21 protein-coding genes and 1 tRNA gene are annotated in these 24,486 nt (G+C 38.9%); 15 read left to right on the forward strand and 7 right to left on the reverse strand.

The annotated features are described in order from the left end of the window. The first annotated feature begins 11 nt into the window (after positions 1-11). The 8 genes from PP182_RS18375 (at position 12) to PP182_RS18410 (ending at position 5,011) form a co-directional block, all read left to right on the forward strand. The gene (locus PP182_RS18375) at positions 12-152 is read left to right on the forward strand and encodes a T9SS type B sorting domain-containing protein (RefSeq protein ID WP_272652863.1); all 141 of its coding nucleotides are present in this window, start codon (positions 12-14) and stop codon (positions 150-152) included. 78 nt (positions 153-230) lie between these two features. Then, entirely contained in the window at positions 231-947 is a 717-nt protein-coding gene (locus PP182_RS18380; protein ID WP_272652733.1) for a hypothetical protein, read from the forward strand. A 1-nt stretch (position 948) separates the two neighbouring features. Then, complete coding sequence (locus PP182_RS18385; RefSeq protein ID WP_272652734.1) at positions 949-1,341, forward strand: hypothetical protein; 393 nt, start codon at positions 949-951, stop codon at positions 1,339-1,341. Between the two features lie 6 nt (positions 1,342-1,347). Continuing rightward, entirely contained in the window at positions 1,348-1,815 is a 468-nt protein-coding gene (locus PP182_RS18390) for a hypothetical protein (RefSeq protein WP_272652735.1), read from the forward strand. Next, positions 1,812-3,092, forward strand: a complete 1,281-nt coding sequence (locus PP182_RS18395) for a hypothetical protein (RefSeq protein ID WP_272652736.1) — start codon at positions 1,812-1,814, stop codon at positions 3,090-3,092. Before PP182_RS18390 ends, PP182_RS18395 begins: the two co-directional genes overlap by 4 nt. Further along, on the forward strand, positions 3,080-3,415 hold the full coding sequence (locus PP182_RS18400; protein WP_272652737.1) for a hypothetical protein: 336 nt from the start codon (positions 3,080-3,082) through the stop codon (positions 3,413-3,415). The genes PP182_RS18395 and PP182_RS18400 overlap by 13 nt, the downstream gene beginning before the upstream one ends. Then, complete coding sequence (locus PP182_RS18405; protein ID WP_272652738.1) at positions 3,405-3,881, forward strand: PulJ/GspJ family protein; 477 nt, start codon at positions 3,405-3,407, stop codon at positions 3,879-3,881. The genes PP182_RS18400 and PP182_RS18405 overlap by 11 nt, the downstream gene beginning before the upstream one ends. Beyond that, entirely contained in the window at positions 3,878-5,011 is a 1,134-nt protein-coding gene (locus PP182_RS18410) for a type II secretion system F family protein (protein WP_272652739.1), read from the forward strand. The genes PP182_RS18405 and PP182_RS18410 overlap by 4 nt, the downstream gene beginning before the upstream one ends. 610 nt (positions 5,012-5,621) lie before the next feature. Here the strand turns inward: PP182_RS18410 and PP182_RS18415 are convergent. The 5 genes from PP182_RS18415 to PP182_RS18435 all read right to left on the reverse strand — a co-directional run bounded on the left by PP182_RS18415 (position 5,622) and on the right by PP182_RS18435 (position 14,324). Beyond that, entirely contained in the window at positions 5,622-6,833 is a 1,212-nt protein-coding gene (locus PP182_RS18415; RefSeq protein WP_272652740.1) for a site-specific integrase, read from the reverse strand. 355 nt (positions 6,834-7,188) lie between these two features. Further along, positions 7,189-8,562 carry a c-type cytochrome domain-containing protein gene (locus PP182_RS18420; protein WP_272652741.1) on the reverse strand — a complete coding sequence of 458 codons (1,374 nt, stop codon included), beginning with the start codon at positions 8,560-8,562 and terminating at the stop codon, positions 7,189-7,191. A gap of 14 nt (positions 8,563-8,576) precedes the next feature. Next, entirely contained in the window at positions 8,577-9,629 is a 1,053-nt protein-coding gene (locus PP182_RS18425; protein WP_272652742.1) for a 6-bladed beta-propeller, read from the reverse strand. A 12-nt stretch (positions 9,630-9,641) separates the two neighbouring features. Next, entirely contained in the window at positions 9,642-11,102 is a 1,461-nt protein-coding gene (locus tag PP182_RS18430; protein ID WP_272652743.1) for a DUF1501 domain-containing protein, read from the reverse strand. A 3-nt stretch (positions 11,103-11,105) separates the two neighbouring features. Beyond that, the gene (locus PP182_RS18435) at positions 11,106-14,324 is read right to left on the reverse strand and encodes a DUF1553 domain-containing protein (RefSeq protein WP_272652744.1); all 3,219 of its coding nucleotides are present in this window, start codon (positions 14,322-14,324) and stop codon (positions 11,106-11,108) included. 186 nt (positions 14,325-14,510) lie between these two features. Here PP182_RS18435 and PP182_RS18440 point away from each other — a divergent pair. Continuing rightward, positions 14,511-14,585 (forward strand) — tRNA-Val (locus PP182_RS18440). Positions 14,586-14,622: 37 nt separating this feature from the next. Here PP182_RS18440 and PP182_RS18445 read toward each other — a convergent pair. Both PP182_RS18445 and gldJ read right to left on the reverse strand, forming a co-directional pair. Continuing rightward, the gene (locus PP182_RS18445) at positions 14,623-15,897 is read right to left on the reverse strand and encodes a UDP-N-acetylmuramoyl-tripeptide--D-alanyl-D-alanine ligase (RefSeq protein WP_272652745.1); all 1,275 of its coding nucleotides are present in this window, start codon (positions 15,895-15,897) and stop codon (positions 14,623-14,625) included. Positions 15,898-15,961: 64 nt separating this feature from the next. Beyond that, positions 15,962-17,626, reverse strand: a complete 1,665-nt coding sequence (gene gldJ / locus PP182_RS18450) for a gliding motility lipoprotein GldJ (protein ID WP_272652746.1) — start codon at positions 17,624-17,626, stop codon at positions 15,962-15,964. A 372-nt stretch (positions 17,627-17,998) separates the two neighbouring features. Here gldJ and porV point away from each other — a divergent pair, with 372 nt between their 5' ends. The 6 genes from porV (at position 17,999) to PP182_RS18480 (ending at position 24,356) form a co-directional block, all read left to right on the forward strand. After that, positions 17,999-19,147, forward strand: a complete 1,149-nt coding sequence (gene porV / locus PP182_RS18455; RefSeq protein WP_272652747.1) for a type IX secretion system outer membrane channel protein PorV — start codon at positions 17,999-18,001, stop codon at positions 19,145-19,147. A gap of 78 nt (positions 19,148-19,225) precedes the next feature. Further along, a complete protein-coding gene (gene cdd / locus PP182_RS18460) occupies positions 19,226-19,714 on the forward strand; it encodes a cytidine deaminase (RefSeq protein WP_272652748.1) in 489 nt (162 codons plus the stop codon). Positions 19,715-19,897: 183 nt separating this feature from the next. After that, the gene (gene pdhA, locus PP182_RS18465; protein ID WP_272652749.1) at positions 19,898-20,896 is read left to right on the forward strand and encodes a pyruvate dehydrogenase (acetyl-transferring) E1 component subunit alpha; all 999 of its coding nucleotides are present in this window, start codon (positions 19,898-19,900) and stop codon (positions 20,894-20,896) included. 4 nt (positions 20,897-20,900) lie between these two features. After that, the gene (locus tag PP182_RS18470) at positions 20,901-22,544 is read left to right on the forward strand and encodes a pyruvate dehydrogenase complex dihydrolipoamide acetyltransferase (protein ID WP_272652750.1); all 1,644 of its coding nucleotides are present in this window, start codon (positions 20,901-20,903) and stop codon (positions 22,542-22,544) included. 82 nt (positions 22,545-22,626) lie between these two features. Next, positions 22,627-23,676: a M28 family metallopeptidase gene (locus tag PP182_RS18475; RefSeq protein WP_272652751.1), complete on the forward strand. Its 1,050-nt coding sequence runs from the start codon at positions 22,627-22,629 to the stop codon at positions 23,674-23,676. Further along, positions 23,676-24,356, forward strand: coding sequence for an SDR family NAD(P)-dependent oxidoreductase (locus PP182_RS18480; RefSeq protein ID WP_272652752.1), 681 nt, complete (start codon positions 23,676-23,678; stop codon positions 24,354-24,356). The genes PP182_RS18475 and PP182_RS18480 overlap by 1 nt, the downstream gene beginning before the upstream one ends. The last annotated feature ends 130 nt before the right edge of the window (positions 24,357-24,486 follow it).

Below are 24,486 nucleotides of genomic sequence, written 5' to 3' on the forward strand. Positions count from 1 at the left end.
GATATGGCAAGCTGTTAAAACAATTGGCCTATAATTCAGAAGGGTGGGATGGTACCTATCAAGGGCAACCCATGCCCGCTTCGGATTACTGGTTTCGCTTTGTTTACGACCAAGATCAGGTTTATACTGGGCACTTCACCTTAAAACGCTAAAGCTTACGCGTTATTCGTCGAAATACGTACAACACATTGTACGATTTTTCGTTATAGATATCCAAATCGACCTAACCTATGAAACTAAAACTATTTTTGCTAGTGACAACGTTATGTTTTATGTCCTGTTCGCCCTTAAAAAAATGGCAGAATGTAGAGAGTAAAACTGCGGGTTTAGGAGCCATTGGCGAAGCCACAGATGACCTATTCACCAAAGGATTCCGGAAAGTGGGAGAACCCAAACTCAGCACACCTATTTCTGTGCATATACATTCGGTTCCCTTTACCAAATCCTCTTATTCAAAATATAAAAAGTATAAAGAACATTTGGGAGAGGAAGTAAATGTCCAATTTAATGATAGTTTGGAATCTGCCCCACGCTTCTTTCAATTACGCATCACGGATATTGTACGGCTCAAACAGGATTTGAACCGGGAAATGAACCAGGTCATGCTCGATTATCTTGAGGACGATCCAGGTTTGGAATTGTTGACGGAAATCTCCTTGGTTTCAGATACACCCCAGGAATCTATTCTGACCAAAGCTACCCAAGCACAGCTAATTCAAAAAGGGGATAGGGTATACCTTGAAGTAAGGAATAATGGTACGTTCATTCAGTTGGAAACCAGTATCATGGAAATTTTCGACTATGAAACGGCAGGGTTCTGTTGGCAATTGAATCAGCGAAGTCGACCTGAAATTTCCACCATCTTGGTAAATGGACAATCCTGTCCGAAAGGGACAGAGAAAAAGGCCAAAAAACTGGATGTTTCCTTTGACTATTTAAAATTATAATATGAGACCATTTTTGTCCCTAATACTTCTTATAGGAATCATTTTCTTAAGTAGTTGCGAAGAGCTTTTGGAGGTAACGGATATTTCCGACCAAGAATTAAATTTATTGGCCCCTTCCGATAGCGTTGTGGTAACACAGAATGAAGTACGTTTCAGTTGGAACGAGGTTTTTGAGGCTAATAGCTATCATGTGCAAGTGGCCCAACCCAATTTTGAGAATGCTGTGCAAGTAGTAATCGATACCCTAGTGGTGGTAGACAGTACTTATTTGGGTTCAAGCTTTGTAAAACCCTTATCCGATAGTAGTTACGAGTGGCGTGTAAAGGCGATGAATAGTGATTTTGAAACTGAATATAAGACGCATGCCTTTTGGGTGGAAAGCACTAAAAACTAAATCAGGGTGAAGAAACAACATCGGACATACTTGCTATTGATTCTCGTCATAGGCATATGGGGCATTATCGGGTTTCGTTTGGTCAAGGCCATAAACCCTTCCAATGATTTGGAAAACACCGCTATGGATGTTCAAAAGTTCGTTCCTACTCAAATTAAAGAGCGCAAGAAATTTGATATTGTCGCCAATTATAGAGACCCTTTTTTAGGAACCTTTGAAACTCCAAAGTCAAAACCCAAGGTAAAAGCCATTAAAAAGGAGACCCCTCAAAAACCAAAGAAGAATATTGGCTATAAAGGTTTTATTTCAGGTGCTGACGCTAAAAACAGCATTTTCTTTGTCATCATAGACGGCACCCAACACATGATGGAGATAAACGGGACCGCGCAAGAGGTAAAATTGCTTCAAGGTTCCAAGGATTATATACGGGTTCGTTACAATGGTATTACGGAAAAGGTACTCTTGAGCGAATGATGGTTTTTAGGAAAATACAGGCAGGGGCTTTGCAGTTCGTACTGTTCATTGGTGCGATAGTAGCCCTCCTATTATTATCCTTTTTACTGCTCACCTATACCCAAAAACATTTTGAAAAGAAATCCGGTATCCTGGTCGAAGTACTGCAAGGAACGGATTACGGAATTAAAGCTTCCTTGACCAATACCGAGCAATCAGGCAAGGAATTATCCATTCAAAAACTAGGAGATTTGCCCATTGAAATCCGGGTGGAAAAAGGATTTTGGGGGCTTTTGGAAAAAAGAACGGTTACCTCCTCCCATAAAAATACAACCTATACCAAATATGGATTGGTAGGAGGTAAGGATACCGAAGAGATACCTGCGCTGTATGTCAGCGACCATCAAAGACCGGTGGTACTGGCGGGAAACACAAAAATTACAGGTACGGCCTATTTGCCCAAACAAGGCTTGAAAATGGGCAATATAGGTGGAAACTCATATCCGTACCCACGGTTGTTGTATGGGAACAGTATTCCCAGCAAGGAAAAATTACCGGAGCTTTCGGGGGAATTTAAAGCTCGCTTACGGGAATTCAGTAACCCGAATTACCGTCCTAATGGTATCCTTTTACAGGCCTTGCCAAGAGAGGGAATAAAAAACTCGTTTCAGGAGGAGACAAAAGTTTTTAAGAGCGGAAGTATTACACTGGAAAATATCGCCCTGACGGGTAACTTGATTATCGTCGCCGATAAAAAAATCACCGTGAGAAATACCGTCCAGTTGAGGGATGTTGTGCTATTGGCACCTGAAATCATCATAGAGGATAGGGTTACCGGAAATTTTCAGGCGATTGCCACAGAAAAAATTGAAGTGGGACAGGGTTGTCAATTATTTTATCCTACGGTATTGGTGGTGGACAAATCCAATAAACGGTCAAACCAAAACACATCGGACCCTTCAAAAAATAGATCGCTGTTTGTAGACAAGTACACATTTATTAAGGGATTTCTGATGTTTATGGAAGAAATCGAAGAAAAGCAATATTTCCCACAGGTAAAGGTGGAAACAAATGCCATTATCGAAGGGGAAATCTTTTGCTCACAAAACTTGGAATTGAAGGGAACTGTAAATGGGATGGTAACCACCGATGGTTTCATGGCCTTGGAAAATGGAAATATTTATCAGAACCATATTTACGGGGGCATTATAAACAGTACGCAACTCTCTCCACATTACGTGGGTATTCCCTTGGAATCGAGGATCGGTAATAAAAAACTGATGCAATGGCTTTATTAAAGAAAATAAAGGCATCCTCGTTGATGGAAACCTTGGTAGCCACGGTTTTGATTGTTATCATTTTCATGGTTTCAAGTATGGTATTGAACAATATCGTACATGAAAATAGGAGGTCCAACACCCAGAGGATAGAAAACTACTTGGGCCATTTGCACTATGAATGGAGCAATGGAGCTATTTCCGTTCCCCATGAAGAGCGCTTTATGGATTGGGACATATCCATGGCCAATAAATCGGAAGGTCGGAAATCATTATTGGAAATAGAGGCTGTTCAGGAATCTACGGGAAAACGTTTGACTAAAACCATCATCCATGCGGAATAAGTCGGACTTAAAAATAAAGGCATTTTCCCTTCAGGAGATGATGGTCGTTCTGATTATAACAACGGTAATCGTTGGAATGGCCTTTGCAGTGCTGAACCTTGTGCAAAAACAAATGAACGGGATAGAACAGATATATCGTGTAAAGAACGATGTAAACGGATTACGACAAACCCTATGGATGGACTTCACCAAGTATACCTCTATCTATCTTGATCAAAAAAAGGGAGCCCTATATTTCAGCAATGCGAACGGGGAACGCACCTATTTCTTGGAGAACCAAACCATTTCCAATGGAGACATTCTTGTGTTGGAATATGATTCCGTCACCTTTTATTTTGAGAACCGAGAAGTTTCCAATGGTGAAATAGATGCCATATCGATTGAAAGTAGTAAAGAAACTGGAGGAGCGAATATATTCGTTTTTAAGGAAAACACCCCGGAAACCTACATGAACCTTGTACCATGAGCGGATTTAAACTAGAACATACTATTACGACCCCTAAGGAAACCGAACAAAAGGATTGGCTTCAGGAGCTGCTCCAAAAGGAAGTGTCCTTTGGAAAGCTGTTTGGCAACAAACGAAAGGAAGACTTTTACTCGGAATTGGCGGTATTGCTCAAAGCGGGAATCCAGTTGAAAGATGCCATTACCCTGATTCAAGGGAGTCAAAAAAAAGAAAAGTACATCGGCTTTTTTGAAGGAATGTCGAATTCCTTGATAGCCGGAAATAGCTTCCATGAAGTTCTCGAGCATATGAACGAGTTCACAGAGTATGAATATCATTCCATAAGAATAGGGGAGGAGACAGGCACCCTTCCCCGTATTGTGGAGGAATTGGGACAGTTCTATCAGCGTAAGAACGAACAGCGAAGGAATTTGCTAAATGCATTGACGTATCCACTCATCATATTATGCACCGCTATTTTGGTTGTGGTCTTTATGTTGCGCATGGTGGTACCCATGTTCGAGGATATTTTTAAGCAGAATGGCGTGGAATTGCCCGGGATTACCAAAATGATCATTAGTGCTTCCAATTTCATTAGGGATTATGGTTGGACCTTACCCGTAACGATACTCCTTCTTTTCGTATTGGGAAAAGTAAATTCAAAAAAGGATTGGTATAGGACAGGTAAAGACCGTATCATGAAGCGAATACCCTATTTAGGGTCCTTCATTACAACGGTGCACTTGGCCCAGTTCACCCAGGCTGTGGAGCTATTGACATCCTCCAAAGTTCCTATGCTAAATAGCATGCAACTGGTCAATAAAATGATTAGTTTTCAACCTTTGAATCAGGCATTGACCCAGGTGGAGGAAAATATCCTAAAGGGAAAGAGCCTCCATGAGAGCATGGCCAAAAACCCAATTTTCGGCCCCAAAATGGTCTCTTTGGTCAAGGTGGCCGAGGAAACCAACCAAACCGAATATATTTTCAAAAGACTGAGTGATCAGTATGCTTTAGAGGTACAGCAAAAGTCAAAACTCCTCTCCACCTTGATGGAACCCTTAATAATTGTGGTCATTGGAATTTTTGTGGGGGTGATCTTAGTTTCTATGTACCTACCTATGTTCAAGTTGAGTAGTGTGGTGGGGTGATTTTCATTCCCTCCAAATAAATATTTGGGTCAGTAGTGAACACCATTAAATTTTTGAAAACGATAGTCTTAATGATGTGTCCAACAGTTCATTTCATTGATAGTTTGCCTTTTAATCTCAAATTAACAGCAAAAGTACTGGGAATTGTACTTTTTTAAAATAGTATTGTTTTTTAACCGTTCAGCACATTTCCCTTCATTCCGTTTCCCTCCATTTCAGAAAATGAGCTTCACTAAATAATCTTGGACACATACCCCGCTTTTAGCTTTTCATTCCGCTAACCCTTCCCGCCCCGATTGCGATTGGGACAAGAAAGGAGGACCTGTCTTGAGCGTTCTAGAAGAGCTTCATTCCAAAGCTAAAAGGAGGATTGAGTCCGCCTTACCGATAGTAAAGCGATAAATTCGTTTTCTTGACGGGACTTTCTACAAGGACCTCTTTTATCCTTGAATGCAAACCCCTAAAAAACGAACAGCTCAACAAATTTTAATTGGTCTATTATTAGGGAAGGCTACACCGTCCATAACATGGCCATAATCCAGATTGCTATACCGGAAATTATCTTTCAAAAGTCCGCCTTTTAACTGAAATAAACATCATATTGAATATTTCACCATAACAATACTTCTACAGCCTCATCCAATACTTCAATGCCAAACTCGCGAACATACGCTTTTGTGGTCAGCACACTTTTATGGCCAAGTGTCTCCCCGATTACATCAATGCCGATACCCTTCTCACGTAGGCACATAGCAAAACTATGACGTGCAACATAGCTAGTGACATTTTTGGCTATACCTGCTTTCTTAGCGAGTATTTTTAAACTTTTATTATAATGCCCGAGTGTTTTGTGTTTCCGGTTCTCGATTTGTATTGGTGTCATGCCTTCATATAACAGAATAGGGAAGACATAGTTTGTATCTGTCCTGTTCTGATTGTAGAAATTCAAGATTTCTTTAACTGGAGGCAAAATCTTTATGGAAAAATTACCTTGAGTTTTAGCCCGTGCGTAAGTGATTCGTTTTTTTGAAATATCGGACCATTTTAGTCGCATCATGTCGGCAAAGTTCATTCCTCTGGTATAAAAACTAAATAAAAAATAGTTCTTGGCATGGATCAGCTGGATGTCTTCCTTGCAATCCACATTTTTGAAAGATTCGACTTCCGATATAGTTAAGGCGTGCTTGATCCGTTTGCCGCGAAGCTTGGATATTTTGTATTTATGGAAAGGATATAGGTTTTGCTTAATTAAGTCTCTACGAATCGCCAAGTTAAAAATCGTCCGTATACTTCTCATGCGCACAGAGATACCTCCATTTGAACCGCCTCTGCTCCTTAGAAAGACTTCATACTTATCCAAGAACGTAGTATTGATTTCACGCATATATAATACGGGTCTGTTATGAAAGATTTTTAAAGAGTTTATAGTATCTCTATTTGTTCGGGCGTAACCCATTCTGCCGGATAATTCTAAATCCCTAACGACCGAATTCCAAAATTCGAACAAATTGATTTTACTTCTTTTTGAACCAAATCGAAAACGGTTTTCAAATTCATTCAGGGTAAAATCAATATCGTCTATTTCAAATTCAGAAATGATATTCCTCGCTTTGATTTTAATGGTGTCCAACAAACGATTGTTCTGCATCGAATTAGGATGTCTGGTTTTAAAACAATGTTCCTTTTCATCCCAAAATATTTTTTTGACCAAAAGTCCAGTTGCAATAACTTTTTTCTGTCTATCTTTCAGTATTTGTAAAACAATAGAATGTTTGTCCTCAGCGTTTGATTTGTTTTTCAATTTTAATTTAATACTTACCATGCTTTTCTCTTTAGGGGTGAAACATAGGTGAAACAAATTCCACCTTTTTTTGAAAACGCATGAAAGCAAGTAAAAATAAAAACCCAATAAATACAAGGGTTTCCAGAAATTGAAGAAAAATGAAAGTAAATGAAAACACAAATATTCGCGCTTACAAGCAGGGGGTCACTGGTTCGAATCCAGTAGGGCCCACATTAAGTAAAAAATCCATATCGTTAGATGTGGATTTTTTTATTTTCCAATAATATGGAACTTAATAAATAGTTCTTTGAAAATATAAAGAAACAACCCATGCTTAGCCCATGGCTTACTGTTCTTAAATTTCAAAGTTACCCCAATTTCATTGTTTAGTCCTTTAGCCTTGGCCTATAATTACTTGAAGACCTTCTTTGCTTTCTTCCAATGATTTGGCATCGGAAGCATTGACTTTAGTTGCCCATAAATAAACTCTTTTAAGTCCTTCCATCTTGCCTATATCTGATAGACAATCATTCGTAACTTCCGTGCCGTATAGATTTAGGGCTTCTAGATGTTTTAGATTCGATATGGCTTTAACTCCTTTGTCAGATATTTTAGTGTTTTCTAGTTGTAATCTTGTCAAGTTCTCAAACTTAGCAATTATTAAAAGTCCTTCGTCAGATATATTAGTTTTTCCCAACGATAGCCACGTTATATGTTTCGCAGCAGGTTCTAGACTTTTTAGGAGTTCATTGGTCAATTCCTTTCCCGAATATTTTACATCCAATAGTGGGTTTTTACCCCCTAAGACGTTAACGGTAAAACCCTTTTCTTCCAAAGCTTCTAACTGTATACTATCCATTGGTGCTATACTGACCATTTCATAATATGGTCTTGGACTGGTATCTAGATTATATTTTCGTATTAAAGCTGGTTTGATATCTTCCGCTACATTTACGTCTACTACTAATTTATCAAAAGATGCCCCTTGTTCTATCCACCATTCTATTATTTTGATTTCATCATAGGTCAAAGGGTTACCAACTGGTGGCATAAACTTTAAATTATTATTCGGAAGGGTTATACGTCTAAATAACTCACTTTCTTGAGCGTTATTTGCCAATAATACCGATTCGCCATCACCCCCTGCTAACAAAGAATCTTTGAAAGCCATATTTAAACCTCCACGTTTCACTTTATTATTATGGCATGCAAAACACTTTTCTTGAAAAATAGGCTTTACTAAATCATTGTATACAATAACTGAATCTGCCGTGGAGAGATCTACGGCTCTTTCTTTTTCACCCAACACCATATTTCTTATTCCTTCAGGTGCATACTCAAATAAATATGCTTCGCCGTGTGTCAGATTTCCACCCAAATGTCCTTCGAAAGTAAGGATTGCAATTAGAAGAATATTTACGCAATGATGGATAATATTAGGATATTTTTTAGGAGTTTTCTTTATCCACCACCCTATGAAAGCTAATACTACTATTGCTATACCGATCCAACGATGTAGAAATAGATCGTCCTCAAAATACAAACCGGACTCACCTAACCACCACCCACAGAAAGCTGCCAAAGCACCACCTAATCCTCCCAAAAGCCAGGTGTAGCTAATTAAGTTGCTCAATTTCTCGTTTTTACGGAATCTCTGGTACCATTCCATTAGAATGCCTAAAAGCAAAAATCCTATAGGGAGATGTACAAAAAGTGGATGAAACCGACCAACAAAATTGGTGAAATCAAATACTAGGAATAGATTCATCCTCAATGGTGTTCTTAAATACGGTTTAATTTAATAGGATAGGTTTTTCCGGATGCCCATTGTGGAACATAAAGATTCTCATCTTTATCTACGAGAACATCATGAGGATTTCTAAATGTGTTACCATCGAAAACTGGAGGTATTAATTTTCCATCTGTATATTCTGGAGTGCTTCCACCTGGTAATGAAATTACTTTATTGTCCCTATCTAGAACAGCAAGCATACCATCCCACGAATCCCAAGTTTTGGTTACGATAACTGCGAAATAGATATTATCTCCATGGATTACGGGTCTACAAATAGAACATCCTGGGAGAGAAATTGTTTCTATGTGTTTTCCATCTAGCGAAAAACGTTTAAATTCCTGACTCGCACGAGATGTAATTAACAGAGTAGGTTTGGCACTATCTCTCGTATCTAAAGTTATACCGTGACAGCAATTAAATTGATCATTCTTGTTCCCACTTCCTCCAAAATGTCCTAGATATTTTCCATTGGCATTGTAGTGAATAATGAAGTTTTTACCATAACCATCAGCAACAAAGAAATCACCATTGGACATTATTGCCGTCTCAGTTGGTTTGAACTCCTCATTTTTAGCATACCCATTAATCTCTTTTGGTCGATTAAGCGTCATAATAATTTTGCCGTCCAATGTGGTTTTATGTACTTGGTGTGTTTCTGGATCGGTAATAAATAAAAACTGGTCACTACCCTCACCTGCTATTGATAATCCATGGGCTCCTGGAAATTGGGTGCCCCAAGAAGAAAGTACCTTTCCTGACTTGTTATAGATTATAACATTATTGTTATCAGTTCCTGTGGTGGTCATAAAAATACGGCCTTGGGTGTCTAGTACCATTTCATGGCAGTCATTTACTGGAACTTTAGAAGGGTCTTGAACGCCCCACTCTTTATCCACGTAATATTTAAAGTCTCCATGGCCAACCACTTCTTTCATGTTTCTTCGATTTATAATCCCAAATGTATAATTGGGTAAAACAGCTCCTGCCGTTGCGGCAATAGCCGTTTTTTTAATAAAATTTCTTCTTTTTTTACTGTACATGTTCTTTCTTTTTTAAGCGAGTATTTCCTTTACGACATCACCATGTACATCGGTAAGTCTATATCTTCTGCCTTGGGACTTAAAAGTGAGACGTTCGTGGTCAACCCCCAATAAATGCATAAGTGTGGCTTGAAAATCGTGAACATGAACAGGTCTTTGCACCACATTATATCCAAAATCATCTGTAGCTCCCAAAGAAAATCCTTTTTTGATTCCGGCACCGGCCATAAAAATTGTAAAACATTTTGGATGATGATCACGGCCAAAGTTTGTATCCGTAAGCTGCCCTTGGGAATAGTTTGTTCTACCAAATTCACCTCCCCAAATCACCAAAGTATCTTCTAATAAACCCCGTTGCTTTAAATCGGTAATCAGGGCGGCAGTCGCCTGGTCGGTTTCTTTACATTGAACCTTAATGGCATTCGGTAAATTTCCATGTTGATCCCAGCCTTGATGGTATAATTGAATAAATTTGACATCACGTTCGGCAAGTCTTCTGGCAAGTAGACAATTGGCAGCAAAGGTTCCAGGCTTTCGGCTATCTTCCCCATATAATTCATAGGTGGCTTCGGACTCGTCGGAGGTATCCATAATTTCAGGTACGGACGTTTGCATACGAAATGCCATTTCATATTGGGCCATTCGGGCTAAAATTTCGGGATCACCAACATCTTGGTGATTTAGTTTTTCGAGCTTTTGAAGATGGTCAAGTTGTGCCCTTCTACTTTTACCATCAATACCGGGAGGATTGGTTAAATAGAGTACGGGGTCTTTGCCTGATCTAAACTGCACACCCTGATGTTGAGAGGGCAAAAAACCATTTCCCCAAGTTCGGGAATATAAAGGCTGACCATATTTATCCTTAGTTACCAACACAACAAACTCAGGTAGGTTTTTATTATCCGTACCCAATCCGTAGCTTACCCAGGAACCAATGGAAGGTCTTCCTGGAAGTTGTGATCCTGTTTGAAAGAATGTTACCGCTGGATCATGGTTAATGGCCTCCGTATACATTGATTTTATAAAACAAAGTTCATCGGCAATTTTTGAGGTATATGGCATCAGCTCACTGACTAAAGCACCACTTTCCCCGTGCTGCTTGAAAGAAAAAGGAGACCCTGCAATAGGTAAAGTGGCTTGCCCTGATGACATTCCAGTAAGGCGTTGCCCTTGTTGTACACTTTCTGGTAAATTCTGGCCATTAAGTTTATTCAATAACGGTTTGTGGTCGAATAAATCCAACTGGGACGGTGCACCACTTTGAAATAAATATATTACCCGTTTAACTTTGGGCGGAAAATGAGGTTTACCTAAAACTCCTCCATTAATTGGATTGATCAACAATGGTTTTTCCTTGGCAAATAAACCCGTTGGGTCAATAATAGAAGCCAATGAAAGGGCTCCCATTCCTAAACTGGTTTTTGTAAGAAAATCACGTCTTGTATAATTTTTATTTTCGTTATGGGTACACATAAATTATCGTTTCATATAAGCTTCGTCATGATTTAGCATAGTGTTCGCAACCATGGTCAAAGCTGCGGTTTTAGTTTTTTCTAGAGCCACGTCTATCTCTTTCTGCCCAACAGATAATAATTCCAGTGCTTCTCTTGGCTCCTTTCTAAATCGATTGGCTTGTTCCTGATAAAGTTCTTTCAGTATTCTCTTTTCTTCTGATTTAGGAAAACGACTAACAGCTAGTCGGAACCCGTATGAAATTTGTGCATCCAAGGATTCGCCACCTTCCTTTTGCATGCGCTCTGCCAATACTTTTGATGCTTCAACGAACTCTGTGTCATTGAGTAAAACCAATGCTTGCAAAGGTGTGTTTGTGTTTTCACGCTTTACAGTACAAATTTCCCTATTGGGAGCATCAAAGGCAGTCATGGCCGGGTGAGGGGAATTTCGCCGAACAAAAGTATACATGGCTCTTCTGTATAGATTGTCACCTTTCGATTCTTCGTACTTCAATAACATGTGGGAAAACGTATTTTTTTCCATCCAAAGATTGCCCGGTTGGTATGGTTTAACACTTTCACCTCCTAGCTTTTGAACCAACAATCCACTCGCAGCTAGGGCATTATCGCGTATCATTTCCGCAGGAAGACGATAACTATTACTTCTAGCCAAAAAAACGTTTTTAGGGTCTTTTTCTCGCATTTCAATAGGGACTTTAGACGATTGGCGATAGGTATGTGACATCACCATAGTTTTTAGCAAGGCTTTTACATCCCAACTACTTTCCATAAATGAAACTGCCAACCAGTCTAAAAGTTGTGGATGAGAAGGTAAATCCCCTTGAACGCCAAAATCTTGAGGTGTTCTTACCAGACCGTTACCAAACAACATCTGCCAATACCTATTCACGGTGACTCTTGCTGTAAGAGGGTTTTCTTTGGAAAAAAGCCATTTGGATAACCCAAGTCTATTTTTTGGATATTCATCCGGGAAGGCTGGTAGTACTTCTGGAGTCAAGGCTTTGACTTTATATATGGGCTTGGAATAATCTCCACGGTCATAGGCAAAGGCTTGCCTATTTTCAGGCATTTCCTCCATGACCATAACTTCCATTACGGGCATCATTAACTGTAACCATTGATTTCTGAGGTTTTTTAGTTCTTTTTTTATCGTGTTTCCTTTTGGTGAATTCATTACTAAGAATTCCTTTGCGAGTTTTTGAGGTAATGGTTGCGAGGTATTTTCCGAAGAGGCTAACGCCAACATTTCTGCTTGGGATACTTCTCTTTCATATATTCGAATGTCATCCAGTGCACCTTTGAAAATCCCGTTCTCCCCCGTAAAACCTCGGTAACTTTTAGCAACTTTTACGGGTTGATTATAAATCGTATGGATAGCTGATTTAATAGTTTTAATTGATTTATATAATTTGTCATATCCTATTTCAATAGCTACTTTGCTTCCATCTATAAACAGGGATAATCCTTTGGCTTTTCCTGATCCATCATAACTAAAGCCTACATGTTTCCACTCATTTAACGGTATTGATTGTTTGGATTTTATGTGAATATAATTGTGGGGAAGTGAATGTATTAAACGAACATTTAAATAATTAAGGCTATCCAGATAAAAATCCCACCCCCGCCAGAAATTGTTCTTATCTCCAGATGTGCCTAAAAGTTGTTGTGTTTTGGAATTCTCACGTTTAGTTGTGTTTATCCAGAGTGCCCCTGAGAAAGTATCTGTCCATTCGAAATTTGGAATATTTCGAAGATATATTTCGTCATATTCTCCAGTGAATTCCATCGCATTTCCATGCTTTCCTGCTACAATTTTTGGAGCTTTATTAGCGGTAGCTTTTTTATTATTGTCAATCAAAAATGTGTTGCCACTTTTCATTAATATATCCAAAGGGTAATGATCAATTAAACCATCGTCTTTTAGACTATTAGGTAACCGTTCTATAAACGTATCTAAGTCAGCAATTTCTTTTCTGGTAAGTTGTAATTGTTTTTCTTTCTTCTGGATTGAATCTTCAAGGGTTTGTAGTTTCTTTTCAGTTTGCTTATCCGGTAGGGACAGCATGGGTCCGTAATTACCGTCATCACCTGTCATACCCAGTTCTTTAACGTTATTGAAAAAGGCGGTCAGTTGATAATAATCTTTTTGTGAAATGGGATCAAATTTATGGTCATGGCAGCGTGCACAGGCTACAGTCAGGCCCAATAAGGCGGTTCCAACTGTTTCTGCCCTGTCCCAAACATAATTTAGACGAAATTCTTCTTCTATGGCCCCACCTTCTGCTGTCATTGGGTGGTTTCTATTAAAGGCTGTAGCTAACTTTTGCTCTTTTGTGGCATTGGGTAATAAATCCCCGGCCAATTGCCAAGTTACGAACCGATCATATGGCATATTATCCTTAAAGGCATTGATGACCCAGTCTCGCCATGGCCACATAAGACGCCAACCATCGGCATGTAAACCATGTGAATCGGCATAACGGGAAATATCTAGCCAATCCAAAGCAAGACGTTCTGCGTTGGCATCGGTTTGTAATAGTCTATCAACTACTTTTTCATAGGCGTTGGGGCTTTCATTCTTTACAAATGCATCAATTTCTGAAAGGGTAGGGGGCAATCCCGTTAAATCCATGGTAACCCTTCTAATTAATCTTTCCTTGTCGGCCTCTGGTGAGGGCTCGAATCCGTTTTGTTGAAGTTGCTGTTGAACGAATTGGTCAATTTTATTATTAGATGGCCAAATTTTATTCTCAACAGGTTTAGGTTTGCTTTTTTCTGGTTTTGCAAAAGCCCAATGTGACTTCCATTCGGAACCCTGTTCAATCCATTTTATAAGCATAGCCTTCTCCCTTGGTGTAAGAGATAAATTAGATTCGGGCGGAGGCATTTGTATTTCTGGTTCAGTACTTAAGATTCTTACTATACTCTCACTATTCCCAGGATTACCAGGAACAAAGGCATTATTTCCGCTAGATAATTTTTTAAAAGCTTCTTGTTCAATGTCCAAGCGAAGTCCAGCTTTACGGGTATTGGGGTCAGGTCCATGACAGCTATAGCAACGATCGGAGAGAATGGGTTTTACATGAAAATTAAAATCTACCTTGTCAGGTAATTCTTGGTAGGCAATTTCCACAGGCTCCGGCATGTCGGTACCACAAGACACAAGGAATAGTATCAGACAAGTAAATCCAATATTCAGTAATTCATTATTTTTCAGCATACCGTCTTAAAAATACAATATTTAAGTCAGTTTTATAACAGTAGTTTTGGAAATACAGAAATTTCAGTTGAATTATAAAAAATGGTTCAAATCTTGGGAGCAAAGCCATTAAAAATCTTGGTAAGCACTATATCGGCTAAAATAAGTTTTCAGAATAGTAAATAAATTTTACCTTAGCCCTGTTTTGGGATATTAGCTCAGTTGGTTTAGAGCGCTGCCTTGACAGGGCAGAGGTCACTGGTTCGAATCCAGTATATCCCACAACCTTTTAAATGAAAGACTACCTTAAAGTAATTATTTATAGCAATTCCAGTATTCTTTCTAGTGCCATTCCCCTGGACCCCTTTATGAAAATGGAAGAATTTGTAATTGTTTTGTTTTTGAGTAGATGGGTTTTCAAATCATCGAAAGATTCGAATATCAAGTAGTTACTTTCAATTTCATTAAAGTTTTTGCCAATTAGATATACTTTTTCAAAGTCTAGTTTTCTTGCCAATAAAGCGATTTCTTGATGCTCGTCTTTTGCAGAATCACCGAGTTCAAACATATCGCCCAAAAAAAGCACTTTATTTTCAGATTTCATTTTGGCAAAATTCAGAATTGCTGCGCTCATGCTCGTGGGGTTTGCATTATAAGCATCCAAGATAATATGATTCCCGTTTTTCTTAATAATCTGGGATCTGTTGTTCGAGGGTGTATAGCCTTCAATACCTGATTTTATTTTTTGCAAGGTTACATTGAAATATTTACCTATAAGGATAGCAGCGCAGCAATTTGTAAAATTATAATCTCCAATTAAGTTGGAATATATTTTGGTTTGTTCTGCCTCCGCAACTACAAAGGGATTTGCGCTAACCAGTTTTATTTGATAGAATTTGGGATTCGAAGTACTAAACCCATATTTTTTTATATATCCTTTTAATTTTTTTTGCTGAATGGAGTCATCCGCATTCATGAAAACTCCTTTATCCTCGGAGATTAGATAATCATATAATTCACTTTTACCTTTAATAACGCCATCTACTCCGCCGAAGCCCTCTAAGTGGGCTTTGCCAAAATTTGTAATGTACCCAAAATCTGGTTCCGTAAGTTTACTTAAAAAATCAATTTCTTTTTGATGGTTGGCTCCCATCTCTACTATTGCAATTTCGGTATCTTTTTTAATGGATAACAATGTCAGTGGAACTCCAATATGATTGTTTAGATTCCCGGAAGTTGCTATGGTCTTATATTTTTGAGATAACACTGCATTGATTAATTCTTTTGTTGTTGTTTTACCATTGCTCCCCGTTAATCCAATGACTTTAGCTTTGCTGAATTTTCTATGGAATTTTGCTAGTTCTTGTAGTGTACTTAAGACATCTTTTACCAATATTTTTTGGTCACCGTAGAACTTCTTTTCATCAATTATAGCAAAAGAGGCACCTTTATTCAAAGCTTCATCAGCATATTTGTTGCCATTGAAGTTATCTCCTTTCAGGGCAAAAAAAATATCATTTTTTTTAATTTTTCTTGTGTCCGTACATATGTTGGGGTAATCAAGAAAAATCTTGTGGAGTTCAATTATTTTCATAAAATCGAAGATAAAAAAAAGCCCTTTATTAAAAGGGCTTTTGTAGTTATCTCTTGAAGAAAAGTTATTTAGCTTTTTTCCCTCTAACGGTTTTGTTTTTAGTTTTAGATTTAGAACCAACTCTGGACATGGCACATCTGAAACCGATATAGTCGGTGGCCATATATTGTGGCAAATATCTTCTTTGTGCTGGGTCTAACCAGTAGGCTCTATCTCTCCAAGAACCACCTTTGTAAACACGGACCTCATCATTGATCAACGAAGTTCTATTGTTAGACTGATCGTATTGTCTAATCAACTTTCCAGTAGAGTCTCTCTCGACTTTATGCTTAGGTGAATTATACATAGACTGTTTTTCATCTTCTTCTTCGTCGCTAAAACGGTCAAAGAATCTAGAAGAACCCGGGTCCCCATCCCTATATCCTCTGTTGTCACTTGAGGAGAAATTGGTTCTAAGATAGGTTTCCTCCTCATCAACAGGAACCATTTTTATTTCGCCAGGTAAATTTACCGCAACAACTTTTCCGTTTGGTAAAGTGTCATAAACAATGGAGTCTCTAAGAATATTTACTTTCCCATCTTCTCCTATTGCTGTTTTCATGTAAATGTTACCTCTATAATAGTTAAAATCACTTACTTCATCATCAACTATTGGTCTATATACGTCGGCAACCCATTCGGCTACGTTACCGGCCATATCATAAAGACCTAGGTCATTTGGTTTGTAGGACATAACTTCTGCGGTAATGTCTGCACCGTCGTCCGACCAACCTGCAATTCCGCCGTAATCACCTTTTCCTTGTTTAAAGTTGGCAAGTTGATCACCTCGGCCAACTCTTTGGCCATTTCTTGTGTAATCTCCCTCCCAAGGATATTTTTTCCGACCTCTGTAGTTGTTATACTCTCGTTGTCCTACTTGAGCCTGTGCAGCATATTCCCACTCCGTTTCCGTTGGTAGTCTGTATTCTGGCATAATTATACCACTACTCCTTTTGGCGAATGTGGAAACACTGTCCTTTTTCATTTTACCTTGAAGGGAGTCAATCTGTCCGTTATAAACAGATTCTGGTCTATTGAGATAGGCTTCTGTACTAAAGGTTCCAGCGACCTCACCATTTATGGCCTGATATTTTGCATCTTCGGATAGATATCCTTCTCTTTCCAACATTACTTCGTTTACACGATCCGTTCTCCATTCTGCAAATTGCGTTGCCTGAATCCAATTTACACCTACCACAGGATACTCCGCATAAGCTGGGTGTCTCAAATAGTTATTGGTCATGGTTTCGTTAAAACCTAACCTGTTTCTCCAAACCAGTGTATCCGGTAATGCACCCTTATATATATTGGCATATTTTGGATTTTCCGGTGGGTAAACACTTTTTAGGTAATCCAAATACTCCAAGTACATCAGATTGGTCACCTCAGTTTCATCCATATAAAAGGATTGAACATGTTGGGATGTAGGCGTGTTGTTCCAGTCATGCATTACATCATCCTGTACTTTTCCTTTTGTAAAGGTTCCACCTTCCACAAACACCAAACCAGGAGCTGTTTCCTGTTCTTTGAAATCTGTATTGTATTGAAAACCACCTTCCTTTTCATTTATCTTCCAACCTGTAGCTCTTGACACATTTTTGGAGGATGAAGATTTGGAACAGCTGGTTACTGTAAAACCTCCCGCAATTACGGTGCATGAGAGTAAAACTTTAATAAACTGTTTTTTCATAATTAGGACTTGAGTTCAATCTGTTTAAACTAATGGTTTGTTAGTCTAATTGATTTGGATTTTAATTAATTTATGTCGCTTTCGCTGGTTAAAACGATGTTTTGGTTATAATATTTCATCGAGCAAAACATTTTTAACTTCAACATGGTAAGTTGCATTTTTAAATGGTTCTATCTAACAGGAATAACGTACCAAACGCTGTAATAGTATATTAATGGGTAAACTAGATTTAATTAAAGTGTAGAAAGTGATAAATCATAACCTAAAAGAGAAGTACTAAGAAAAATAAATGTATTTGGAGCAAGATTATATGGAAAATAACGTTTACCTATAAAATTGAAAATTAATTTGACCTACTTTATATAATTCGAAATGAAAAAACTTCCAATTATTTTATTGTTATTGTTTTTAGTGAAAACAAGTGCCCAGGAAGATCAAAGGGTGATAACAACGGCAGTTCCATTTTTAACAATAGCCGCTGATGCCCGTTCTGCTGGCATGGGTGATATGGGTGTAGCCACCTCTACAGATGCTTTTTCCCAGCAATGGAACCCTGCAAAGTTCGCCTTTGCTGAACGTAAAATGGGAATCGGTGTAAGTTATACGCCATATTTAGAAAGTATAATCACTGATATATCACTGCTTAACGCCAGTTTTTACAATAAAATAGATGAGCAAAGTGCCTTCGCAGTTAGTTTACGATATTTTACATTAGGCGAAATAGAGTTAAGGCAATTTGCAAATGACCCAGGCACTCTGGCCAAACCGAACGAATTGGCTTTGGATGGCTCTTATTCCTTAAAATTGAGTCCAACTTTTTCCATGGCCGTTGCAGGTAGGTTTATTAGATCTAACTTGAAGTTGCCTCAAAATGGAACTGTGGATTCCCAAGCCGCCAGTTCCTTTGCTGTTGACGTGGCAGGTTACTATAGGTCAAGAGAAATAGCCTATAATAACTTCGATGGTCGTTGGAGGGCAGGTTTCAATATTTCCAATATAGGTGGAAAAATACAGTATGATGAGGGTGGTCAAGAAAATTTTCTACCGAGTAATTTAAAATTTGGAGCTGGTTTTGATTTTATTTTGGACCAAGATAATGTTATAGGAATAACCACGGAGTTCAATAAATTGTTGGTTCCAACTCCTCAAGATTTTGATGGTGATGGTGATATTGATTCTGCGGATAATGATATTTACCAGAATGAAACAGGTTTTAGCGGAATCTTTGGATCTTTCGGGGATGCTCCTGATGGTTTCAGTGAGGAGTTAAAAGAGTTTACATGGGCGCTGGGTGCAGAGTACAGCTACCAAGATTCGTTTATGGTAAGGACTGGATATTTTAACGAGAGTGAGGAAAAGGGTTCTAGGAAGTTCTTTACTTTAGGAGCGGGCTTCAAATTTAAAGCCGCTCAAATAGATCTGTCCTATCTGTTCTCTACTTCACAAGTTAGAAATCCATTGGAAAACACATTGAGATTTGCCTTAACGTTTAGTTTGGGCGAAGAATACTATAACGATTAATAGTAAAATTTTAAAAACAAAGGAACCCGCATATTGCGGGTTCCTTTGTTTAAGTCAATAATAAATTACCTTAGCAACATGGCAGAGATTAAAAAAATTAGTTTTGATATTGTTGTGTATGACGCATTGGTAGATTTGGCCGAGCATGATAGGAAATTGATTGAAATGTCAGTGGAAGCGAGAGCAAATGCCTATGCACCATATTCCAATTTCCAAGTAGGTGCTGCAGTTTTATTGCGAAATGGTGAAATTGTAATCGGTAGCAACCAAGAGAACGCCTCTTACCCGTCCGGACTTTGTGCTGAGCGCGTTGCGGTATTTCAAGCGGGTGCTAAATTTCCTGGAATTACTATAGAGGCAATAGCTATAACGGCTTCATCTAAAGATTATCAGGTAAGTGAGCCTGCTGCACCCTGTGGTAATTGTAGACAATCCATTTTTGAGTATGAGTTCAAGCAAGAAAAACCTATTAAGATATTGATGATGGGTGCCCAAGGTAAGATTATTCAATGTAATTCCATAGCAGATATTTTACCCCTAGGATTCAATAATACCTATTTAAAATAACCAATTGATTTAGTCTTTCGTTAAAACAAGGAATTGGCTATTTTTGTTAAGGCTATAATTTCTTCTAGCTTTTATTTCTATTATTTTTATCCATTCATTTATATGTGTATTTTTGTTCACTTGTGATGTACTTCTTGAACATTACTTTTGAGTCCGATTAATTTGTTTTAATTTTATAAATCGATGGAAAAAATCACCAAGGAAACTTATTTGAAATGGTACGAGGACATGCTGTTTTGGCGAAAGTTTGAGGATAAGCTCGCAGCTGTATACATTCAACAAAAAGTAAGAGGTTTTCTTCACTTATATAATGGTCAGGAAGCGGTATTGGCGGGAGCCCTGCATGCGATGGACCTTACAAAGGACAGAATGATTACTGCCTATAGGAACCACGTGCAACCCATTGGCATGGGAGTGGATCCAAAGAGAGTTATGGCTGAATTATATGGAAAAGTAACGGGAACGTCTAAAGGAATGGGCGGTTCCATGCATATTTTTTCCAAAGAGCATCGTTTTCATGGTGGACATGGTATTGTAGGGGGACAAATCCCTTTAGGTGCAGGTATGGCATTTGGCGATAAATATCATGGTAGTGATGCGGTAACTTTGTGCTATATGGGAGATGGAGCGGTAAGGCAAGGGTCACTTCACGAAACCTTCAACTTGGCCATGCTATGGCAACTACCGGTCGTTTTCATTTGTGAGAATAATGGATATGCCATGGGTACTTCAGTTGCAAGAACCTCCTTTTCTACGGATATCTGGAAATTAGGTTTAGGTTACGAGATGCCATGCGGTCCCGTGGATGGAATGAATCCCGTTACCGTAGCCCAAGAAATGAGTAAAGCTATAGAAAGGGCGCGTACGGGTGGAGGACCTACCTTCTTGGAGATGAAGACCTACAGATATAGAGGTCATTCCATGTCAGATGCACAACATTACAGGACAAAGGATGAAGTAGAGGAATATAAAAAGATAGATCCGATAACGCAGGTGTTGGATATAATAAAAGAGAAAAAATACGCTACCGACGAGGAAATTAAAAAAATTGACAAAAAAGTCAAGGAATCGGTTAAGGAGTGCGAAGAGTTTGCAGAGAAATCGGATTATCCACCCGTACAGCAATTGTACGATATGGTTTATGAGCAAGAAGATTTTCCATTCGTTCAACATAAATTGTAATTAAATGGCAGAAATAATAAACATGCCGCGATTAAGCGATACCATGGAAGAAGGTACCGTTGCAAAGTGGTTGAAAAATGTAGGTGATAAAGTTGAGGAAGGCGATATCTTGGCAGAGATTGAAACGGATAAGGCTACCATGGAGTTCGAATCCTTTCATGAAGGGACCTTGCTCCATATTGGTATTAAAGAAGGAGATGGTGCCCCTGTTGATACGTTGCTGGCCATAATTGGTGAAGAAGGTGAGGATATTTCCGGTATGTTGAACGGTGAAGGTGATAGTCAAGAAAAAAAGGAAGAAACAACTGAAGAAGAATCAAGTGATTCTTCAAGTGATGAGGTAGAGGAGTCTGCAGGTGGTGAGATTCCCGAAGGAGTTGAAATTGTAAAGATGCCTCGTCTTAGTGACACCATGGAAGAGGGAACGGTTGCCAGCTGGTTAAAGCAAGTAGGGGACGATGTTGAGGAAGGTGATATTTTGGCAGAAATCGAAACGGATAAGGCCACGATGGAATTTGAGTCCTTCTATTCCGGTAAGTTACTTTATATAGGGATACAAGAAGGTGAGTCATCTCCAGTAGATGCTGTATTGGCGGTAATAGGACCGGAAGGAACCGACGTTGACGCCGTGTTAAATTCCAAACCTAAGGAATCCAATAAAAGTTCCGATTCCGAAACAAAAAAAGAAGAAGCACCAAAGCAAAAAGAAACTGAAGATAAATCTTCTACAGATTCGAAATCGGTGACATCTGATGGCAATCGAATTTTTGCATCGCCCTTGGCCAAAAAAATAGCGGAGGATAAAGGTATAGATTTGTCCAAAGTTTCCGGTACCGGTGATAATGGGAGGATCATTAAAAAGGACATAGAAAACTTTAAGCCGGAAGAAGCTCCAAAAGCTGTAGCCCAAACTGATAAGGCAGCTGCAACGGCACCTGCAGTCTCCATGGCAATTCCATCCGGTGAAGAAGGTGTGGAAGAAACCAAGAATTCTAATATGCGAAAGGCAATTGCCAAGGCGTTGGGCAATTCCAAATTCGCGGCTCCACATTTTTACCTGACTATAGAAGTGGATATGGACAATGCCATAGCCTCCAGAGCGCAAATAAACAGTTTGCCGGATATTAAGGTGTCCTTTAACGATATGGTTCTTAAAGCCTGTGCGATGGCCTTAAGAAAACATCCGCAGGTCAATACGACATGGAACGGAGATACCACAAAACAGTATACCCATATACATATGGGAGTGGCCGTAGCGGTCGACGAAGGCTTGGTAGTCCCAGTGGTAAAACATGCCGATTTACTTGGACTGACCCAGATAGGGGCTGCTGTTAAAGATTTGGCAGGGAAAGCGCGGAGCAAGAAAATTGCCCCTTCGGAAATGGAAGGTAGCACCTTTACAGTATCTAATTTGGGTATGTTTGGTATACAAGAGTTTACCTCGATCATAAATCAGCCCAATTCTGCAATTTTATCCGTAGGTGCAATTGTAGAGAAACCCGTGGTTAAGAATGGGGAGATTGTAGTTGGTAATACCATGAAACTGACCTTGGCCTGTGACCATAGAACCGTAGATGGCGCAGTGGGGGCTCAATTTTTACAGACACTAAGATATTTTGTTGAAAACCCGGTTACTATGCTTGCATAAACAGGTTTTCGAATTAAGTAATAGGTAAAAGCATCCCTTTTCGGGGATGCTTTTTTTATCTTTATCCTTATAAAATCATGCTATGAAATATTTCCTAAGCTTACTTTTTGTCGTTTTATTATCCTCTTGCGGTTCCAAAAAGGTGAATACTGAAACTGTACTAAATCCTGATGGGCCCGAGGGTCATAAAGGAAGGGTTGTTTCAAGTGAAAATAATTCCTCCAACGAAGAAATGCCACCAAAAAGTGGAAAAGGAACAAACGAGGATTTTTCAAACGCAGCGGATATAGCAGTACTCATGGATTATTTGGCTTCGGATGCGTTGCAGGGTAGGGGAACTGGTAGTGAGGGCATTGCCAAGGCAGCCATGTTTATAGCGGATATTCTGGATTCCAATGGTATCAATCCATATTTTGAGACCTATAAGGATACCTTAGAAAATTTTGATGATATCGCTTTTAATGTCGTTGGAATTTTAGAGGGAACCGACCCCAAGTTGAAAAATGAGTATGTTGTTTTGGGAGCTCATTATGATCACTTGGGCATTGTAAACCCGGAGAACGGGGACGATATAGCCAATGGGGCCAACGACAATGCATCGGGAACTTCAACTTTATTGGAATTGGCTAGATATTTCGGAAATGAAAAATCAAATAAAAGAAGTTTGATTTTTGCTTTTTTCAGTGCAGAGGAAAAGGGGCTGTTAGGCTCTAAACATTTAGCAAAAAAACTTAAGGAACAGGGTATTGATGTTTACGCAATGCTTAATTACGAAATGATGGGTGTTCCAATGGTCGCTAAGGATCATTTGGTTTATTTAACGGGATATGACCTGTCTAACCTGGCTGAGGTTAGTAATAGGTATGCGGGCGAAAAAGTGGTTGGTTTTCTTCCAAAGGCCAAAGAATTTAATCTATTCAAAAGGTCGGATAATTATGCTTTTCACCAAGAATTCAATATACCCTCGCAGACCTATAGTACATTCGATTTTACCAATTTCCCCTATTATCACAATGTGGACGATGAATCGACAGAAATGGACTATGAGCACATGGCAAGGGTAGTCAACAAAATGATTCCCATCGTAGAAGGTATGGCCAATGCAAACACTAGAGAAATAAAATATAAGTAATGGCGAACATAATCATAACAGGGACCAGCAGGGGTATTGGTTTTGAAATGGCAAAATTATTTGCCGATGAAGGGCACTCCGTTTTGGCACTTTCAAGAAATGAACAAACGATTGAAAATCTAGACCATAAAAATATAACCGCGTTTTCCTTCGACCTTTCCAAAGCGTCCGACTTTGATCGTGTGGAACAATTTTTAGTTGATGATTGGAAAAAAGTAGATATATTAATTAATAATGCGGGTGCGCTACTGAACAAACCTTTTTCCGAAACTACTTTAGAAGAATTTAAAAAAGTGTATGAGGTCAATGTTTTTGGTGTAACGGCCATGAACAAATTGGTAATTCCTTTTATGACAAAGTCAGGTCATATCGTTACTGTTAGTTCAATGGGCGGTGTTCAGGGTAGTGCAAAGTTTCCCGGGCTTTCCGCTTATAGTTCCAGTAAGGGGGGCGTCATCACATTAACCGAGCTTTTGGCGGAGGAATATAAGGAAACGGGTCCTTCATTTAATGTACTCGCCCTTGGTGCGGTTCAGACCGAAATGCTCGAAGAGGCTTTTCCAGGCTATCAGGCTCCGGTAACCCCATTGGAAATGGCGCGCTACATCAAGGATTTTGCATTGAACGCCAACAAACTTTTTAACGGTAAATTAATTCAAGTATCCAGCTCCACACCATAGTTTGTTGTAATGTCTAACCGTTTCCTATTCTTGTAAAAAATTCCCATGATGTTTGATGGAGGTAAGTTTTTATATCCGTCGAAAACCAACATTTCAAAATAAATAAAAATTTTCAGGTATTTTTGTTTGG

Source organism: Maribacter sp. PR1, assembly GCF_028464145.1.
Classification (GTDB): domain Bacteria; phylum Bacteroidota; class Bacteroidia; order Flavobacteriales; family Flavobacteriaceae; genus Maribacter.

Excerpts from the sequence above, each read along its gene's own strand:
- pdhA (WP_272652749.1), top strand. The coding sequence starts at position 19,898 with ATGGAAAAAATCACCAAGGAAACTTATTTGAAATGGTACGAGGACATG.
- PP182_RS18420 (WP_272652741.1), bottom strand. The coding sequence starts at position 8,562 with ATGAATCTATTCCTAGTATTTGATTTCACCAATTTTGTTGGTCGGTTT.
- PP182_RS18445 (WP_272652745.1), bottom strand. The coding sequence starts at position 15,897 with ATGAAAATAATTGAACTCCACAAGATTTTTCTTGATTACCCCAACATA.
- PP182_RS18430 (WP_272652743.1), bottom strand. The coding sequence starts at position 11,102 with ATGTGTACCCATAACGAAAATAAAAATTATACAAGACGTGATTTTCTT.
- cdd (WP_272652748.1), top strand. The coding sequence starts at position 19,226 with ATGGCAGAGATTAAAAAAATTAGTTTTGATATTGTTGTGTATGACGCA.
- PP182_RS18405 (WP_272652738.1), top strand. The coding sequence starts at position 3,405 with ATGCGGAATAAGTCGGACTTAAAAATAAAGGCATTTTCCCTTCAGGAG.
- porV (WP_272652747.1), top strand. The coding sequence starts at position 17,999 with ATGAAAAAACTTCCAATTATTTTATTGTTATTGTTTTTAGTGAAAACA.
- PP182_RS18415 (WP_272652740.1), bottom strand. The coding sequence starts at position 6,833 with ATGGTAAGTATTAAATTAAAATTGAAAAACAAATCAAACGCTGAGGAC.
- PP182_RS18435 (WP_272652744.1), bottom strand. The coding sequence starts at position 14,324 with ATGCTGAAAAATAATGAATTACTGAATATTGGATTTACTTGTCTGATA.
- PP182_RS18470 (WP_272652750.1), top strand. The coding sequence starts at position 20,901 with ATGGCAGAAATAATAAACATGCCGCGATTAAGCGATACCATGGAAGAA.
- gldJ (WP_272652746.1), bottom strand. The coding sequence starts at position 17,626 with ATGAAAAAACAGTTTATTAAAGTTTTACTCTCATGCACCGTAATTGCG.
- PP182_RS18380 (WP_272652733.1), top strand. The coding sequence starts at position 231 with ATGAAACTAAAACTATTTTTGCTAGTGACAACGTTATGTTTTATGTCC.
- PP182_RS18395 (WP_272652736.1), top strand. The coding sequence starts at position 1,812 with ATGATGGTTTTTAGGAAAATACAGGCAGGGGCTTTGCAGTTCGTACTG.
- PP182_RS18400 (WP_272652737.1), top strand. The coding sequence starts at position 3,080 with ATGGCTTTATTAAAGAAAATAAAGGCATCCTCGTTGATGGAAACCTTG.
- PP182_RS18480 (WP_272652752.1), top strand. The coding sequence starts at position 23,676 with ATGGCGAACATAATCATAACAGGGACCAGCAGGGGTATTGGTTTTGAA.
- PP182_RS18475 (WP_272652751.1), top strand. The coding sequence starts at position 22,627 with ATGAAATATTTCCTAAGCTTACTTTTTGTCGTTTTATTATCCTCTTGC.
- PP182_RS18410 (WP_272652739.1), top strand. The coding sequence starts at position 3,878 with ATGAGCGGATTTAAACTAGAACATACTATTACGACCCCTAAGGAAACC.
- PP182_RS18385 (WP_272652734.1), top strand. The coding sequence starts at position 949 with ATGAGACCATTTTTGTCCCTAATACTTCTTATAGGAATCATTTTCTTA.
- PP182_RS18425 (WP_272652742.1), bottom strand. The coding sequence starts at position 9,629 with ATGTACAGTAAAAAAAGAAGAAATTTTATTAAAAAAACGGCTATTGCC.